The 17,218-nt window shown below is 66.8% G+C and carries 11 protein-coding genes; 5 read left to right on the top strand and 6 right to left on the bottom strand.

All coding sequences use genetic code 11. The features are described 5' to 3' along the window. The first annotated feature begins 47 nt into the window (after positions 1 to 47). A complete protein-coding gene (locus tag OX89_RS03810) occupies positions 48 to 1,148 on the top strand; it encodes an NAD(P)-dependent alcohol dehydrogenase (RefSeq protein WP_047349620.1) in 1,101 nt (366 codons plus the stop codon). Between the two features lie 117 nt (positions 1,149 to 1,265). On the opposite strand, the gene OX89_RS03805 is transcribed toward OX89_RS03810, so the two are convergent. The 3 genes from OX89_RS03805 to OX89_RS03795 are packed head-to-tail and all read right to left on the bottom strand — an operon-like array spanning position 1,266 to position 3,552. Next, positions 1,266 to 1,925, bottom strand: coding sequence for a nitroreductase (locus OX89_RS03805; protein ID WP_047349619.1), 660 nt, complete (start codon positions 1,923 to 1,925; stop codon positions 1,266 to 1,268). A gap of 7 nt (positions 1,926 to 1,932) precedes the next feature. Next, a complete protein-coding gene (gene cysE / locus OX89_RS03800; RefSeq protein WP_047349618.1) occupies positions 1,933 to 2,724 on the bottom strand; it encodes a serine O-acetyltransferase in 792 nt (263 codons plus the stop codon). Between the two features lie 33 nt (positions 2,725 to 2,757). After that, on the bottom strand, positions 2,758 to 3,552 hold the full coding sequence (locus OX89_RS03795; RefSeq protein WP_047349617.1) for an RNA methyltransferase: 795 nt from the start codon (positions 3,550 to 3,552) through the stop codon (positions 2,758 to 2,760). 170 nt (positions 3,553 to 3,722) lie between these two features. Here OX89_RS03795 and OX89_RS03790 point away from each other — a divergent pair, with 170 nt between their 5' ends. After that, the gene (locus OX89_RS03790) at positions 3,723 to 4,691 is read left to right on the top strand and encodes an inositol monophosphatase family protein (protein WP_047349616.1); all 969 of its coding nucleotides are present in this window, start codon (positions 3,723 to 3,725) and stop codon (positions 4,689 to 4,691) included. A gap of 82 nt (positions 4,692 to 4,773) precedes the next feature. On the opposite strand, the gene OX89_RS03785 is transcribed toward OX89_RS03790, so the two are convergent. Together OX89_RS03785 and OX89_RS03780 are read right to left on the bottom strand one after the other, a co-directional pair. Then, entirely contained in the window at positions 4,774 to 5,907 is a 1,134-nt protein-coding gene (locus OX89_RS03785; RefSeq protein WP_047349615.1) for a two-component system response regulator, read from the bottom strand. 35 nt (positions 5,908 to 5,942) lie between these two features. Continuing rightward, entirely contained in the window at positions 5,943 to 9,743 is a 3,801-nt protein-coding gene (locus OX89_RS03780; protein WP_369799242.1) for a response regulator, read from the bottom strand. A gap of 1,326 nt (positions 9,744 to 11,069) precedes the next feature. Between OX89_RS03780 and ggt the strand changes: the two genes are divergently transcribed. The 3 genes from ggt (at position 11,070) to OX89_RS03765 (ending at position 15,735) form a co-directional block, all read left to right on the top strand. Continuing rightward, a complete protein-coding gene (ggt, locus tag OX89_RS03775; protein ID WP_047349614.1) occupies positions 11,070 to 12,941 on the top strand; it encodes a gamma-glutamyltransferase in 1,872 nt (623 codons plus the stop codon). Positions 12,942 to 13,266: 325 nt separating this feature from the next. Continuing rightward, positions 13,267 to 13,893 carry a TRAP transporter small permease subunit gene (locus OX89_RS03770; RefSeq protein ID WP_047349613.1) on the top strand — a complete coding sequence of 209 codons (627 nt, stop codon included), beginning with the start codon at positions 13,267 to 13,269 and terminating at the stop codon, positions 13,891 to 13,893. 21 nt (positions 13,894 to 13,914) lie between these two features. Next, entirely contained in the window at positions 13,915 to 15,735 is a 1,821-nt protein-coding gene (locus OX89_RS03765; RefSeq protein WP_047349612.1) for a TRAP transporter large permease subunit, read from the top strand. Between the two features lie 139 nt (positions 15,736 to 15,874). On the opposite strand, the gene OX89_RS03760 is transcribed toward OX89_RS03765, so the two are convergent. Continuing rightward, complete coding sequence (locus OX89_RS03760; RefSeq protein WP_047349611.1) at positions 15,875 to 16,957, bottom strand: TRAP transporter substrate-binding protein; 1,083 nt, start codon at positions 16,955 to 16,957, stop codon at positions 15,875 to 15,877. Positions 16,958 to 17,218: the final 261 nt, after the last annotated feature.

Genomic DNA, 17,218 nt, shown 5'->3' with positions numbered 1-17,218 from the left:
GCGTACCCGGCGTAATGTGGCGGCTTCACCCCACAAAGGAGCCCCGCATGACCGCCATGATGAAAGCCGCTGTCTTCGTCGAAAAAGGCCGCATCGAACTGGCCGACAAGCCCATTCCCGGCGTGGGCCCCAACGACGCGCTGGTGCGCATCACCACCACCACCATCTGCGGCACCGACGTGCACATCCTCAAGGGTGAATACCCGGTGGCCAAGGGCCTGACCGTGGGCCATGAGCCCGTGGGTGTGATCGAGAAACTGGGCAGCGCCGTGCAGGGCTACCAGGAAGGCCAGCGCGTGATCGCCGGCGCCATCTGCCCCAACTTCAACAGCTACGCGGCGCAGGACGGCTATCCCAGCCAGGACGGCAGCTACCTGGTGCCGCGTGGTCTGTGCGGCTGCCACGGCTACAAGGCCACGGCAGGCTGGCGCTTTGGCAATCTGATCGACGGCACCCAGGCCGAGTACGTGCTGGTGCCCGATGCCCAGGCCAATCTGGCGCCGATTCCCGAGGGGCTGACCGACGAGCAGGTGCTGATGTGCCCGGACATCATGTCCACCGGCTTCAAGGGCGCGGAAAACGCCAACATCAAGATCGGCGACACCGTGGTGGTGTTCGCGCAGGGCCCCATCGGCCTGTGCGCCACCGCCGGCGCGCGCCTGCTGGGTGCCACCACCATCATCGCCGTGGACGGCAACGACGACCGCCTGGCGGTTGCGAAGAAGATGGGCGCCGACGTGACGCTGAACTTCCGCAACGTGGATGTGGTGGAGGAGGTGATGAAGCTCACCGGCGGCAAGGGCGCCGACGGCTCCATCGAGGCCCTGGGCACGCAGGCCACGTTCGCCCAGGCCATGAAGGTGCTCAAGCCCGGCGGCACGCTGTCCAGCCTGGGGGTGTACTCGGAAGATCTGTCGATCCCGCTGGCGCAGTTCGCTGCAGGCCTGGGCGACCACACCATCCGCACCGCGCTGTGCCCCGGCGGCAAGGAGCGCATGCGCCGCCTGATGAACGTGATCGCCGCCAACCGCCTGGACCTGGGGCTGCTGGTGACGCACCAGCGCAAGCTGGACGACATCGTGGAGGCCTACGACCTGTTTGCGCACCAGCGCGACGGGGTGCTCAAGATCGCCATCAAGCCTCACTGAGGCGAGCCAACGCCCATCAAGGGAAAATAGGCCGATAGCGCTTATACATCAAGCGCTGGCAGCTACTAAATTAGGAGCACCCACCCAACAAAAGGCCCCGGCGGCCCTTCCTCGGGCTCAGAACCCGCGCATCTCGCCCCACTCGGCCCAGGGAGCCCGCGAGGAGCGCAGGGTATTGATGGGCGCCGCCGCATCCTCATAGCCCAGCGCCACGCCAAAGGCCACGCGGTACGGCTCGGGCAGTCCCAGCTGCTGCTGCAGCGTGCCGGCATAGCGGCGCCAGAAGCCCTGGGCGCAGGTGGCCAGCCCATGCTGCACCGCCAGTAGCATCAGCGACTGCAGGTAGATCCCCAGATCAGCCCATTGCGGCTGACCCATGCGCTCGTCCACGCACACGAAGATGCCCACGGGCGCGCCAAACAGCTCGGCATTCTTGGCCAGCTGCTGCAGGCGCCCGGCCTTGTCCTCGCGCGGAATGCCGATGCTGCGGTACAGGTCTTCGCCGTTGGCGAAGCGGCGTGTGCGGTAGGGCTCCCACAGGCCCGGCGGGTAGGACTGGTTGTCCGGTCCTTCCTCGGGTTGCGCCTGGGCGACGACCGCCAGCAACTCCTGCAGCAGCGCGCCCGTGAGGGCCACCACGCGCCAGGGCTGCAGATTGCCGCCGGAGGCCGCCTGTGCGGCTTCTTGAAGAATCGTCTGCACAGTCGCCGCGGGGGGCGCGTCGGGCAGGAAGGCGCGCACCGAGCGGCGCGCACGCAGGGCCTGGGTGACTTCCATGGATTGTTTACTTGCCAATGATGTCGTTGAGCTTGGCTGCCTGGAATTGCTCGCAGCGCACGGCCTCGTCGGGTACGCAGCCGCCGCTTTGCGGGGTGGACCTGGAGAGCTTTTCAATGGCCTGCCACAGCAGTGCGATCTGGTGCTCCTGCGTGGCGGCAGAATCGATCAGGCCGCGCATGGCCTGGGTCAGCGGGTCGTCCTGCAGGGAGGTCACGCCGTAGGCGCTGAACTTGGCCTCCTCGGGCTTGTGCGGCTCGGTCACATCGGCGCTCTGGCCTTCCTTGGACGGAATGATGCGCGCGGGGATGCCCACGGCCGTGGCACCCGCCGGCACCGGCTTGATGACCACGGCGTTGCTGCCGATCTTGGCCCCATCGCCCACCTCGAAGCCGCCCAGCACCTTGGCGCCCGCGCTCACCACCACGTTCTTGCCCAGCGTGGGATGGCGCTTGGTGCCCTTGTAGAGCGAGGTTCCGCCCAGCGTCACGCCCTGGTAGATGGTGCAGCCGTCGCCGATCTCGGCGGTCTCGCCCACCACCACCCCCATGGCGTGGTCGAAGAAAACCCGCTCGCCGATCTTGGCGCCCGGGTGGATCTCGATGCCCGTGAACCAGCGCGCAAAGTGCGAGATGAAGCGCCCCAGCCACTTGAAACCGTTCGTCCAGCACCAGTGCGCCGGCCGGTGCAGCCAGATGGCGTGCAGGCCGGGATAGCAGGTAATGACCTCCCAGGTGCTGCGCGCAGCCGGGTCGCGTTCGAGGATGCACTGGACGTCGGATCGCAGGCGGGCAAGCATGAAGGGCAATGGTGTAACGAGAAGCTTGGCAGTCTAGCGGTTTGCCTGCGCGGCCTGCAGCATGGATTTGGCGACACCGCGCAGGATGTGGATTTCCTCCTGCGTGAGTTGCGCGCGGTTGAAAAGCTGGTTCAAGCGCGGCATGAGCTTCTTGGGCGCGGCCGGGTCCAGAAAGCCGATGCCCGTGAGCGCCTGCTCCCAGTGCGCCAGCATGCCGGCCACCTGCGCGGCGTCCGCGCGCTCGCCCTGAGGGGCGGACTCCTGCACCGCAAAGCCCTCCCCACGGGTGGCGAGGGCCTGCCGCCATTCATAGGCGATGACCTGTACCGCCGCGCCCAGGTTGAGCGAGCCGAACTGCGGATTGGTGGGAATGCTCAGCGCCACATGGCAGCGGTACACATCCTCGTTGGCCATGCCAAAACGCTCGGAGCCGAACAGGAAGGCCACGCCGGTTTCCGGCGACGGGTTTCTAGCCAAATCAGCCCCTGGCGCTTTGCCATCAAGCGCGGGCAGCTCATTATTCAATAGCATCTCGAAATGCTGGCGCGGCGTGCGCGTGGGCGGGCCGAAGTCGCGCGGCGTCATCGCCGTGGCACACAGGTGGCTCACGCCCTCCAGCGCCTCGTCCAGCGTGGCGACGATGCGGGCATGGGCCAGCACGTCCAGCGCGCCGCTGGCCCGCTGGATGGTCTCCTCCTTGCGCAGCACGTTGGGCCAGCGCGGTGCGACCAGCACCAGGTCATCAAAACCCATGGTCTTCATGGCGCGGGCCGTGGCGCCCACGTTGCCGGCATGGCTGGTCTGGATCAGGATGAAGCGGGTTCTCATGGCGCGAAGTGACTCGGGAGCAAGCCTGCCATTGTCGCCGCTGCTGCAAAGCGCCCGAAGGCCCGCGCGTGCAAGCCCGGAGGGTGATGGGTAAAATGCCCGTTTTGCGCCCGCATCGCCGGCCGCGCGCCCCGCGGCCACCAGCCGCCCCGCTCCTTCGTCACAATCCAATGTCGTCCAATCTGCACCCCATGCTCAACGTGGCCATCAAGGCCGCTCGCGCCGCCGGCGCCATCATCAACCGCGCGGCCCTTGACGTGGAGGCCGTGCGTATTTCGCAAAAGCAGATCAACGACTTCGTGACCGAGGTGGACCATGCCGCCGAGCAGGCCATCATCGAGACGCTGCTCACCGCCTACCCCGGCCACGGCATCCTGGCCGAGGAATCGGGTTCGGAGCACGGCTCCAAGCATTCCGAATACGTCTGGATCATCGACCCGCTGGACGGCACCACCAATTTCATCCACGGCTTTCCCGTGTACTGCGTGAGCATCGCCCTGGCCGTGCGCGGCAAGGTCGAGCAGGCCGTGGTGTACGACCCCTCGCGCAACGACCTTTTCACCGCCACGCGCGGGCGCGGCGCCTTCCTGAACGAGCGCCGCATCCGCGTGAGCAAGCGCACGCGCCTGGGCGAATGCCTGATCTCCACGGGCTTCCCCTTCCGCCCCGGCGACAACTTCAAGCAATACCTGAACATGATGGCCGAGGTGATGCCCCGCACCGCGGGCCTGCGCCGCCCCGGCGCTGCCGCGCTGGACCTGGCCTATGTGGCCGCCGGCTACACGGACGGCTTCTTCGAGAGCGGCCTGTCGATCTGGGACGTGGCCGCGGGCGGTCTGCTGGTGACCGAGGCCGGAGGTTTGGTGGGCAACTTCACGGGCGAGGCCGACTACATGGAGCAGCGCGAATGCCTGGCCGGCGCGCCACGCATCTATGGCCAGCTGGTGACTCTGCTGGGCAAATACAGCAAGTTCGCCAGCGCGGGCGACAAGGCCGCGGTGCGCCAGGCCGCCGAGGTCACGGAAGTCGCTGACGTGGCCGGCGACGAGGCGGCCGCGCAGTCGCCAGACGACGCCACGCCCACCGCACCGGACAGCGCCGCCGAGGACACCCAGACCCGCCCCACGGCCGCGCCGTAACCCCCACACTCACAAAACAATAGCTGCTCGCGCTTGCTGCAAGCGCCATGGCAGCTATTTTTATTTGAACTGCGGCAGCACTTCAATGGGGATCGGGGTAGCGCTGTGCGATGCCGCGGAAGTCGTCGGCCAGTTCCACGAACGCATCCACCATGTCCGGGTCGAAGTGCGTGCCCCGCCCCTTGAGGATGATGGTGCAGGCCTGCTCATGGGAGAACGCCGGCTTGTACACGCGCTTGCTGATGAGTGCGTCATACACGTCGGCCACGGCCATCAGGCGCGCAGACACGGGAATGGCGTCGCCCTTGAGGCCTTCGGGGTAGCCCGATCCGTCCCACTTCTCCTGGTGGCTGTACGCGATCTCCTTGGACACGCTGAGGAAGGCCACGCGCATGCCCAGGCGCTGCTCGGCATCCTCGATGGCCTTGCGCCCCAGCGTGGTGTGGGTCTTCATGATCTCGAACTCCTCCACCGTGAGCTTGCCCGGCTTGAGCAGGATGCTGTCGGGGATGCCGATCTTGCCGATGTCGTGCAGCGGCGCCGACTTGTACAGCAGGTCGATCATGCGGTCGTTCAAGGCCGCCTCGAAGCGCGGGTGGTGGCGCAGACGCTCAGCCAGGGCCTTGACGTACAGCTGCGTGCGGCGGATGTGGTTGCCGGTTTCGTTGTCGCGCGTCTCGGCCAGAGAAGTCATCGCCATGATGGTCACGTCCTGGATCGCCTGCACCTCCAGCGTGCGCATCGCCACCTCGCGCTCCAGGTAGGCGCTCTTGTCGCGCAGGAAGTCGGCCGTGGCCTTGAGCGCCAGGTGCGTGGCCACGCGCGCCAGCAGGATGGAGGGGCTGATGGGCTTGGTGATGTAGTCCACCGCCCCCAGCGCCAGCCCTTCGCGCTCGTCGTCGGGATCGGAGCGTGCGGTGAGAAAGATCACCGGAATGTGACGCGTGGCCTCGTTGGCCTTGAGGCGCCGGCAGACCTCGTAGCCGTCCATGCCGGGCATCATGATGTCCAGCAGCAGCAGGTCGGGCGGAGCGTCGGACTGCGCGATTACCAGGGCCTTCTCACCGCTGGCCGCCACCTTGACGCGGTAAAGCCCCTGCAGCAGTCCGGCCATGAGCGTCAGGTTGTCGGGCGTGTCGTCCACTACCAGCACGGTGGCGATGGGCTTGTCGACCAGGCGGTCCGGGGCGGCGTTCACGTAGCGTTGCTGATCCATGGGAAGTCCTGCCAAAGAGTTGGTGGGATGGGGCGTCATTCCGCCGGGGCCGCCGGGCATGCCTCCAGCCGCCGCAGCGCGTCGTCATAGGCGAAGCTGCGCACGCTGCGCTCCAGCGCATCGAAGTCCGCACCCAGCAAGGCGGCCAGCCCAGCCGCGTTGCGCTGGAGGTAGTCGCCTGCGGCCGGGTCATCCGCGCGCAGCAGCGTACGCAGCCCGCGCAGCAGCTGGACGGGCGTCTGCGGCGGCACGGTGGCCTCGCGAGCGTCCGCGCCCGGGGCCTGCCGGGTCCAGGCACCCAACGCCTGCAGCAAAGGCGCCATATGCTCTGCCAGGGCCGCCAGCAGGGGCTGGAGCGTTTCTGCCGGCGCCTGAGAGCGCAGCGCCTGCTCCAGTGCCTGCGCATGCCGCGACACCGGCTGCGCACCGAGGTTGGCGGCCACCGAGCGCAGCGTGTGCGCGGTGCGCTCGGCCAGTGCCCAGTCCTCCGCCTGTATGGCCGCCTGCAGGTTCTGGACGACGTCACTCTGGCTCAGCGCGAAGCGCTGCAACAGTTCGGCGTACAGCCCCGGCTTACCCGAAGCCCGCTTCAGGCCCTGCGCGGTATCCAGGCCCGGCACGCCCTGTGGCAGGGCAGGCGCGAATGCAGGTGCCAGCGGCGCGTCCGCCGGGGGTGCGGGCGAGTGCGACGCCGCCTCGGGGCGCGGCGACAGCCAGCGCACCAGCGTGGCCCACAGCACGTCGGGGTCGATGGGCTTGGGCACGTGGTCGTTCATGCCCGCGGCAAAGCAGCGCTCCCGGTCGGCCTGCATGGCATTGGCAGTCATGGCGATGATCGGCAGGCCGGCGTGGCGTGGGTCGGCACGCAGTTGCCGCGTGGCCGTTTCGCCATCCATCACGGGCATCTGCATGTCCATGAGCACCACGTCGTACCGGCGCCGGTCGATGCACGCGATGGCCTCCTGGCCGTTGGACGCCACATCCACCTGCATGCCGGCATCGCGCAGCAGCTCCTGCGCCACGATCTGGTTGAGCTCGTTGTCTTCCACCAGCAGCACCACCGCACCGCGCAGCACGGCGGGTGCGGCGCCAGACGCAGACCGCGGCAGCGGATGCACGTCCCACGCCTGGGCCAGCGGCTGCATGAGCGTGTCGAACAGCACCGACGCGCTCACCGGCTTGACGAGCACGTTGTCGATCCCCTCGCTGCGCGCGGCGTCCACCACCTCGTCGCGCCCGTGCGCCGTAACCATCAGCATCTGCGGGATATGCGCAAGGCCCAGCCCGCGAATGCGGCGCGCCAACTCGATCCCGTCCATGCCCGGCATGTGCCAATCCAGCAGCAGCAGGCCGTAGGGGCGCTGCTCGGCCACCGCGTCGCGCAGTGCCTGCAGCGCCTGCACGCCCGAGTGCACCTGCGTGGCCTGCAGGCCCATGGTCTGCAGCATGTCCACCAGCACCTGGGCGGCGGTGTGGTTGTCGTCCACCACCAGTACCCGGCTGCCGCGCCAATCGCTGCGCAGCAGCGCGCGGGGCAGCGGCTCGCCCCGCACCAGCGGCACGATGATCCAGAAGGCCGAGCCCTGCCCTGGTTCGCTGCGCACGCCCACTTCGCCGCCCATGAGTTCGGCCAGGCTCTTGCTGATCGCCAGGCCCAGGCCGGTGCCGCCGTAGCGGCGGGTGGTGGAGGTATCGGCCTGCTCGAAGCTCTGGAACAGCCGCTGCATCTGCTGCGGCGCGATGCCGATGCCGGTGTCGCGCACCTCGAATCGCAGCAGCACGCGCGCGCCCTCGTCGCGCTCCAGCCGCACCAGCAGATGGATTTCTCCTTGCTCGGTGAACTTAACGGCGTTATTGGCAAAGTTGATGAGGATCTGCCCCAGGCGCAACGCGTCGCCCACCAAGTGCTGCGGCACGTCGGGGGCCACGTCCAGCACCAGCTCCAGCCCCTTGGCCGCCGCCTTGAAGCCCACCACGTCGGCCACGCCTTCCAGCATACGGTCCAGCGCGAAGGGGCTGCGCTCCACCACGAGCTTGCCGGCCTCGATCTTGGAGAAGTCCAGGATGTCGTTGATCACGCCCAGCAGATGCTGGCCCGCCTGCTGCATGCGCACCACGTAGCCGCTTTGGCGCGCATCCAGCCCCGACTTGAGGGCCAGGTGCGACATGCCGATGATCGCGTTGAGCGGCGCGCGGATCTCATGGCTCATGTTGGCCAGGAAACGCGACTTGAGCGCCGCCGTCTCCTCGGCCAGTTCCTTGGCGCGGCGCAGTTCCACTTCGGCGCGCTGGCGGTCGGAGACGTCCACGAAGGTGCCGATGACTCCGCCCGCCGAGCCGTCCGGGCGGTTGAACCCATGCAGCCAGAACATCGTGTGATGCACCAGTCCATCGGCATACGGCATGACCACCTCGCGGTGCACGGACTGCGCGCCCCGCAGCGCGGCCTCGGTATCCGCGTGCAGGCGTTCGCGCTCCAGCATGGGCAGGAACTCCAGGTCCAGCACCGTCTTGCCGATGAAGTCTTCCGTATGGATGTCGAAGGCCTGGACATAGGCCCGGTTGAAACCCAGGTAGCGCCCCTGCGCGTCTTTGTAGAAGAGCGGTACCGGAATGGCATCGATCAGCGCCTGCTGGAAGGCGAGCTGCTCGGCCACGCGCGCCTCCAACATCTTCTGGTCATGCACATCCACCTGCACGCCGATGATGCGCGCGGCCTGTCCTGCTTCGTCGCGCACCACGCGCGCGGTGCACAGGATCCAGCGCGTACTGCCATCGGCGCGCACGATGCGCCAGGAATCGCGCAGACGGCCGCCGCCCTGGCCGGCCTGTGCCTGCGCCAGCAGGCCTTGCACGCGCGCACGGTCTTCGGGATGGATCACATCCATCCACGCCTGGAACGGCCTCTCTGCGGCATGCCCGTCCTTTTGCGCCGGCAGCGACGCCGCGCCATACAGCTGCTCCAGCTGGGGCGACCACACCATGCGCTGCGTCAGCAAGTTGTAGTCGAACACGCCGATGTGCCCCGCCTCCTGCGCCAGCTCCAGCCGCGCGTTGGCTTCGCGCGTGGCAGCCTCTGCGCGCTGCGCCTCGGTCACGTCCTCGATCACCCACAGCGATGCGATCTGCACGCCTTCCATCTTCAGCCCGCGGCCCGCCATGCGCGCCGTGAACGACGTGCCGTCCGGACGCCGCAGCACGGCCTGCTCGCGCACCGAGCCACCGGCCAGAAGCATGGGAACGGTCCGTGCGGTGAAGGCGCCGTAGCCGGCCTCGCCTGCGAACAGCTCCTGTACCGGGGTTCCCGCCAGGGCATCGTCCGAGGAGCGCAGCAATTCCGCCAGGGCACGGTTGAACTGCCGTATCTGCCCGTCGCAGACGAGCACGATGGGCGGCGCGTTGTCAAAAAGCGCTGTCTGTTGTTCCAGCAGTTCGCTCAGGCGGCGCTCACGCCGCTCCAGTTCCTGCGCCGCCTCGATACGCGCGGTCACGTCCTGCTGCAGCCCCACGATCGCGATGCGCCGGCCCTTGGCGTCGAACACCGGCGACAGCGTGGCCTCCTCGTGGTACAGGGTGCCGTCCCTGCGCCGGTTCACGAAGCGTCCGCGCCAGGAATGGCCGGCCAGCAGCCGGTTCCACATGTCCCGGTAGGTACCGGCGGGCGTGTGTTCGCTGGCGGCTATCGATGGCTTGCGCCCGCGCACTTCGCCCAGCGTATAGCCGGTGCTGCGTTCGTACTGGGGATTGACCCACGCGATCACCCCTTCCGCATCGGTGATGACGATGGAAATGGGGCTGTTCTCCAGTGCCGCGCCCAGCACCGAAAAGCGCTGCATGCCCTCCGCCAGGCGGCGCCGGTTGCGCAGCGCATCTAGCGCCATGGCACCCACGAGCGCGAAGAGCGCGAACGCGCCCCCTCCCACCATCCAGCGCAACCCCATGGGCATGATGGCGCTTGTCGTCCAGCAACACCAGCTGCCAGGGGCCCGCAGGGTCCTTCCAGTCCACGGCGCGGCGGCCCACGGCATAGCGCACGCCGTCGATCAGCGCTTCGCGGGAATCGGTGGAAAACGGCAGGGCCGACACCAGCCCGTTGTCGAAACGGCTGCCAAACTGGCGCGTGCTGCGCACCGCGTCGATGCGTTCCTGCGTCAGGGGCGCGGTCATCGCGTAGAGCCACTCCGGACGGGTGGAAGAGAACACCACGCCCTGCGGCGACATCAGCAGCACGGGATGCCCCGCCCGCGTGAGCAGGCGGTCGAAATGGGAGAACCCCACCTTGACGGTAACCACACCGATGATGGGACTGGACGGGGTATCGCTCTCATACAGCGGCGCTGCGTAATAGAGGCCGCGCTCCTGCGACGTGCCGCCCAGGGCGGCATATACGGACGCATTGCCCTGCAAGGCCTGCTGAAAATAGGGCCGATGTCCCAGCTGCGCACCGGTCGTGCGGTTGCCGGCGGTGTCATGCGCTACCACCGTGCCGTCGCGCGCGATCACGTAGGCGCCATCCACCATGAAGCGGCCGCGGATGACGCCCAGGCGCGCCAGCACCGGCGGCGCATCGTAGGGCAGAAAGCCCTGCGCGGCAGCCTTGAGTGACGGCTCGCTCAAGCCAAGCAAGGTAACCATCCCCAGCAGCGGGCCGTTGCTGCTCTCGCTCAGCAGCGTCTGCTCCATGCCTTCCAGCAGCTGATTGCGTTCGTGTTGGCGCTGTTCCGAGCGCACCAACGCGATCGCTTCCACTGCCAGCCAGGCACCCAGCGCCGCCAGCACGAGCACCCATACGGCGCCCCGCAACCACCGGCCCTGTGGGTCGCGCAGCGAATCGCGTAGAACAGCCAGCCGTTCCTTGCGCTCAGGCATGGCCGTCATGCCTGCCAAGGGGCCGAGCGGGCAGCCACACGTCGGGGGAGCTTTTCAAGGAAACCTCCATCAGCCCCGTGCTTCGGGGGTCGGTGCAAGATGCGTCACAGACGCGTGGCGCGCCGTGATCCAGTGGGTGCGCGGAGTATGTCAAAACGTAACCATTTTCGCCATCCCGCATGACACTTATCCACCACCTGCCAACAGCAGCGTACCAGCATGTAACAGCGGGAGCGTGTGGCCTTCCTGCCCAGTACGATGGCCCGGATCACGCCACCACCAAGGAGACCCCGATGCGACCGTACCTGCGCGCCCAACGTATGACCGCCTCTGTCGTCGCTGCCCTCGCGGTGGTGACGCTGGCGGCCTGCTCCAGCCCCCCCGCCGCATTCCACTACCAGGTGCCGCAACAGCCCGAGGGCTCTTCCGGCTACACGGAGAAGCCCGGCTGGGCTACCGAGCGCTTCGCGGTGGCAGCCGCCAATCCGCTGGCGACCGACGCCGGCTACCAGGTGCTGAAGGCAGGCGGCTCGGCGCTGGATGCGGCCATCGCGGTACAGATGGTGCTTACCCTCGTGGAACCGCAGTCCAGTGGCATCGGCGGCGGCGCGTTCCTGCTGCACGCGGCTGGCAGCAAGGTCGAGGCCTACGACGGGCGCGAGACCGCCCCCGCGGCCGCCACGGAGAACCTGTTCATTGGCGCCAATGGCAAGCCCATGGCCTTCCATGACGCTGTGGTGGGCGGGCGCTCGGTCGGCGTGCCGGGTACGGTGCGCATGCTGGAGCAGGCCCACAAGGAACACGGCAAGCTTGCCTGGGCCACACTGTTCGAGCCCGCCATCCAGTTGGCGCAACAGGGCTTCAAGGTCAGTGCGCGCCTGCACACCTTGCTGGCCAATGAGAAGTTCCTCGCGCAGGACCCCGTGGCGCGTGCCTATTTCTTCGATGCCGCCGGCCAACCCTGGCCCGTGGGGCACACGCTCAAGAATCCTGAGCTGGCGAGCGTGCTGCGTGCCATAGCCAGGAACGGCTCCAAGGCGCTGCTTGAAGGGGAAGTGGCCCAGGCCATCGTGGCCAAGGTTCAGGGCCACGCAGGCAATCCCGGCGGGCTCAGCCTGGCCGACTTGGCAGGCTACCAGCCCAAGAAACGGGAGGCCCTGTGCTCCGACTACCAGATTGGCGCTAAAGCCTATCGCGTCTGCGGCTTTCCGCCGCCCAGTTCCGGCGCCATTGCCGTGGCGCAGATCCTGGGCATCCTGAAGAACACCGATGCCACGACCATGCCGTTGCAGGAGGGCCCCCAAGGTTCCGCCGACCCGCTGGGCCCGCTGCCCACGGCCGACTGGCTCTATCTGTACAACGAAGCCGCCCGCCTGGCCTTCGCCGACCGCGCGCAATACGTGGCCGACCCCGATTTCGTGCGCCCCCCTGCCGGCAGCTGGATGAGCCTGCTGGACCCGGCCTACCTCGCCAGCCGCGCACGCCTCATCCAGCCGCAGAGCATGAAGGTGGCCCAGCCCGGAACCCCCGGCGGGGCGCAGACCAGCATGGCGCCCATGCCCGACCAGCCAGAGTACGGCACCAGCCACATCAGCGTCGTCGATGCCCGGGGCAATGCCGTCGCCATGACCACCACCATCGAAGACCAGTTCGGCTCCCGCCAGATGGTCAGCACCAGCAGCGCGCGCAGCGGGGGCTTCCTACTCAACAACGAACTGACCGACTTCAGCTTTGCGCCGCGCGACGCCCAGGGCCGCCCCATCGCCAACCGCGTCGAGCCGGGCAAGCGTCCCCGCTCGTCCATGGCGCCCACACTGGTGTTTGACAAGGCGTCCGGGCGTCTGCTGATGAGCGGAGGCAGCCCGGGCGGCGCGCTCATCATCCACTACACCGCCAAGACGATCTACGGGATCTTCAACTGGGGCCTGACGCCGCAGCAGGCGATCAATCTGCCCAACTTCGGCAACCTCAACGGCCCCACCCTGCTGGAGGAAAAGCGCTTCACCTCCACCACGATCGACAACCTGCGCGCACGCGGCGCGGAAGTGCGCGAGATGAACATGACCAGTGGCCTGCAGGCCATTACGCGCAGCGAAGTGCATGGCAAACCCATGTGGCTGGGCGGAGCGGACCCGCGGCGCGAAGGCGTGGTCATGGGCGACTGAAAGCCCCGATCCCCCCTGGCGACGCACGGGCGATGCGTCGCCCTTCGTGCGGCGGTGCGTGGACCGCCTGCGCTATTGCGTGCGCCGGTTTCTCCCATTTTCATAGCAGCCCAACGCCCCTCCCCCTGCGGGGGCAGGCTAAACCCTTTACCTGGCGAGGCTGCGTGACTTCGTAGAATGTCACCTTTGTAAGAACGTGTGCGCGGCGCCGCCGACCGTGCCCTGCCTACCGACGGCAGCGTCAGCGTTCTGCAAATCGATCTGGCCCATGCCCCACCCCGCGTGCGGACAGACACGCGCACCCAGCCATCTTCTTGGAGACACCATGCAGGCTTTACTTTCACTGTCGCGGGCCATCGACAGGCTCAACGCGTTCGTGGGCAAGTATTCAATCTGGCTCATCTTCGCATCCACTTTCATCAGTGCCGCCAACGCCATCGTGCGCAAGGCGTTCGACACGAGTTCCAACGCCTTTCTGGAAGTGCAGTGGTACCTGTTCGCATGGTCTTTCCTGATCGCCGCCGGCTGGACGCTGCTCAACCGCGAGCACGTGCGCATCGACGTGGTCAACAGCCGCTTGCCCAAGAAGGTGCAGGTGTGGATCGACATCGTCGGCTTTGCGCTCTTTCTCACCCCGCTGTGCATCACCATCCTGTACCTGAGCATGCCGGTCGTGATCCAGATGTACCAGTCGGGTGAAGTGTCCGGCAATCCTGGCGGCCTGATCCGCTGGCCCGTATGGGTGGCGATTCCCGTCGGTATCACGCTGCTGATGCTGCAGGGCTGGTCCGAACTCATCAAGCGCATCGCTTTCCTGCGTGGCCAGGGGCCCGATCCCATGGGCAAGCTCAGCGACAAGAGCGCTGAAGAAGAACTGGCCGAGGCGCTGCGCGCCGAAGCTGAGAGAAAGCAGGAGCAGGCCCTGTCCGCCGCTCCCGCCGCGCAACGCTGATCTGCCCCAGGAAAGCATTTCATGGAATTCATCACAAGCAATTACGCCCCCGTCATGTTCGGGGGCCTGATCATCTTCCTGCTGCTGGGCTTCCCCGTGGCGTTCAGCCTGGGCGCCTGCGGCCTGCTGTTCGGCTTCCTGGGGATCGAGCTGGGGGTCTTTCCTTCGTCCGTGATGGCCTGGCTGCCGCAGCGCCTGATCGGCATCATGGCCAACGACACGCTGCTGGCGGTGCCCTTCTTCACGCTCATGGGCCTGATCATGGAGCGCAGTGGTATGGCGGAGGACCTGCTCGACACGGTGGGCCAGGTGTTCGGCCCTTTGCGCGGCGGCCTGGCGCTGGCGGTGGTTTTCGTGGGCGCGCTGCTGGCGGCCACCACCGGTGTGGTGGCGGCCTCGGTGATCTCCATGGGCCTGATCTCGCTGCCCATCATGCTGCGCTACGGCTACGACCGGCGGCTCGCCAGCGGTGTGATTGCCGCATCCGGCACCCTGGCCCAGATCATTCCCCCATCACTGGTGCTGATCCTGATGGCCGACCAGCTCGGCCGCAGCGTGGGCGAGATGTACAAGGGTGCATTCGTGCCCGCCTTCATCCTCGTCGGCCTCTACGTGCTGTGGGTGGTCATCCTGGCCATCTTCAAGCCCCAGTCCGTACCCGCCCTGCCACCCGAGGCGCGCATCTACCGTGAAGACAATGGCAGCTCCGGCTATGCCTCGCTGGCCGTCGTGATGGGCATCTCCACGGCAGCATCGATCTTCCTAGCCGCTCACATGGCCGACGTGCATACGTGGTGGACAGGCACCGAAGTGCTGGACGTGCCGACCGATGAGAAGGTCGTCACCGCCATGTGCGGCGGCACCTTCATCGCGTTCGTCATCGCGAGCATCAACCGCGTGCTCAAGCTGGGCATGCTCTCTCGCCTGGCCGAGCGCGTGACCTTCGTGCTGATTCCGCCACTGCTGCTGATCTTCCTGGTGCTGGGCACCATCTTCCTGGGCATTGCCACACCGACCGAAGGCGGCGCCATGGGTGCCATGGCGGCGCTGGTCATGGGCTTCGCGCGCCGGCGCCTGGACATGCCCCTGCTCAAGCAGGCGCTGGGCGCCACTACGCGCCTGGCCAGCTTCGTGATGTTCATCATGATCGGCGCCACCACGTTCAGCCTGGTGTTCCAGGCGGCCGACGGCCCGAAGTGGGTGGAGCACCTGCTGGCCAGCCTGCCCGGCGGACAGGTGGGCTTCCTGATCGTGGTGAACCTCATGATCTTCTTCCTGGCGTTCTTCCTGGACTACTTCGAGCTGTCCTTCATCGTGGTGCCGCTGCTGGGACCCGTCGCCGACAAGATGGGCATCGATCTGATCTGGTTCGGCGTGCTGCTGGCGATGAACATGCAGACCTCGTTCATGCACCCGCCTTTCGGCTTCGCGCTGTTCTTCCTGCGCTCGGTGGCCCCGGACAAGCCCTACATCGACCGGGTGACGCACAAGGCCATCCAGCCCGTGACCACCATGCAGATCTACAAGGGCGCCATTCCCTTCGTCCTGATCCAGCTGATCATGGTGAGCCTGCTCATCGCCTTCCCGTCCCTGGTGACGGGCAGCCTGGACAAAAAGGTGGAAGTGAACATGGAAGCGGTGGGCGCGCAAATGATGGATGCGCTCCAGGATGCGGAGAGCTACGGTGCGCCAGGCAACGACCCGTTCGCATCGCAGCCCGCTCCAGACGCCGAGCAGGCACCGGCACCGGAGGGCGAGTTGGCACCCCCTGCCGACGGCGGCTACGGTTCGGACGACCCAGCCAAGGCGCTGCAGGACGCCATGGGCTCGGGCAGCAAGTAAGCCGTCTCACCCCCACTAAAAAGCCCCGGTACGCCGGGGCTTTTTTAGTTTGCGCGGGCAACAAAAAAGCCGCAGGGAACTGCGGCCTCGTTGGATTGGTCGCAAGCCGCCGCCGCAAGGGCAGCAGCCCGCCACGCGATCAGATCTTCACGCTGTTCATGTACTGGTTGAACGGGAACTCCGAGAAGCGGTTCCACAGGATCTGGTCACGCTGGAAGGCGCGCATGTCCTGGTGGATCTTCTTGAACTCGGGCGACTTGGCCTCGTGCTCGGCAAACACTTCCATCGACGCCTTGAAGCCGGCGTCCATGATCGCCTTGGGGAACGCCTTGAGCTGCGTCTTGTTGGCCACCAGGTTCTTGATGGCGCGCGGATTGAACACCTGGTACTTGGCGGTCATGTCGGCAGCGGCCACGCGGGTGGCCGCGTCCAGGATCGCCTTGTGCTCGGGCGACAGGGCGTTGTACTTCTTGATGTTGATGAAGAACTCCAGGTCAGCGGAGCCTTCCCACCAGCCGGGATAGTAGTAGTACGGCGCCACCTTGTTGAAGCCCAGCTTTTCATCGTCGTACGGGCCAACGAACTCCACGGCGTCCAGCGTGCCCTTCTCGAGCGCCTGGTACACGTCACCGGCGGGCATGTTCTGCGCCACCACGCCCAGCTTGGCCATGGCCTCGCCGAACACGCCGCCGCCCAGGCGCATCTTCAGGCCCTTGAGGTCAGCGACGGTCTTGATTTCCTTGCGGTACCAGCCGCCCATCTGGGTGGTGGTGTTGCCGGCGCTGGCGGTCTTGAAGTTGTACTTCTCGAAGAAGGCATCCAGGTACTTGCGGCCGTTGCCGTGGTCCTTCCAGGCTGCCATCTGCAGCGTGGTCAGGCCGAAGGGCACGGCGCAGCTGAAGGCGAACACGGGGTCCTTGCCGGTGAAGTAGTAGGCGGACGTCTGGGCCATATCGATGGTGTCGCCCTGCAGCGCATCCACCACGCCAAACGCGGGCATCAGCTCGCCGGCGGGGTGCACGGAGATCTCAAACTTGCCGCCCGACATCGCCTTGACGGCCTGGGACAATTTTTCTGCACTGCCAAAGATCGTGTCCAGCGACTTGGGGAAGCTGGAGGCAAGGCGCCAGCGAACGGCGGCCTGGGCATGCACTGCGGGTGCAACCCCGGCTGCGAGTACGCCAGCCAAACCGGCCTGCTTGATGATTGAGCGACGATCCATGGACAAATTCTCCGAAATGATGAAGCAAACAAACAGTAACGCGGTTGAGTGTACGCGCCGCTGAATCCCGCCGATGAGCGGAGGTAAATTGTAAAAACGTGGGTTGCCGGCCCCGTTGCGGGTTTCCCCTGAAAAATCCGCGAATGGCGCGTATTACTCGGCCGGGCAAGGGGCAGCGCAGGCCTCCGCGATGGGCTGCACAGGCGCCGCGACGCATCCCAGCGGCACGCTGCCGCGGGATGACTGCATTGTTGTGAAGGG

It is taken from the genome of Diaphorobacter sp. J5-51, from assembly GCF_001023515.1.
In the GTDB taxonomy this organism is placed as follows: Bacteria; Pseudomonadota; Gammaproteobacteria; order Burkholderiales; family Burkholderiaceae_C; genus Diaphorobacter; species Diaphorobacter nitroreducens.
This window is presented reverse-complemented; position numbering and strand designations above follow the sequence as displayed.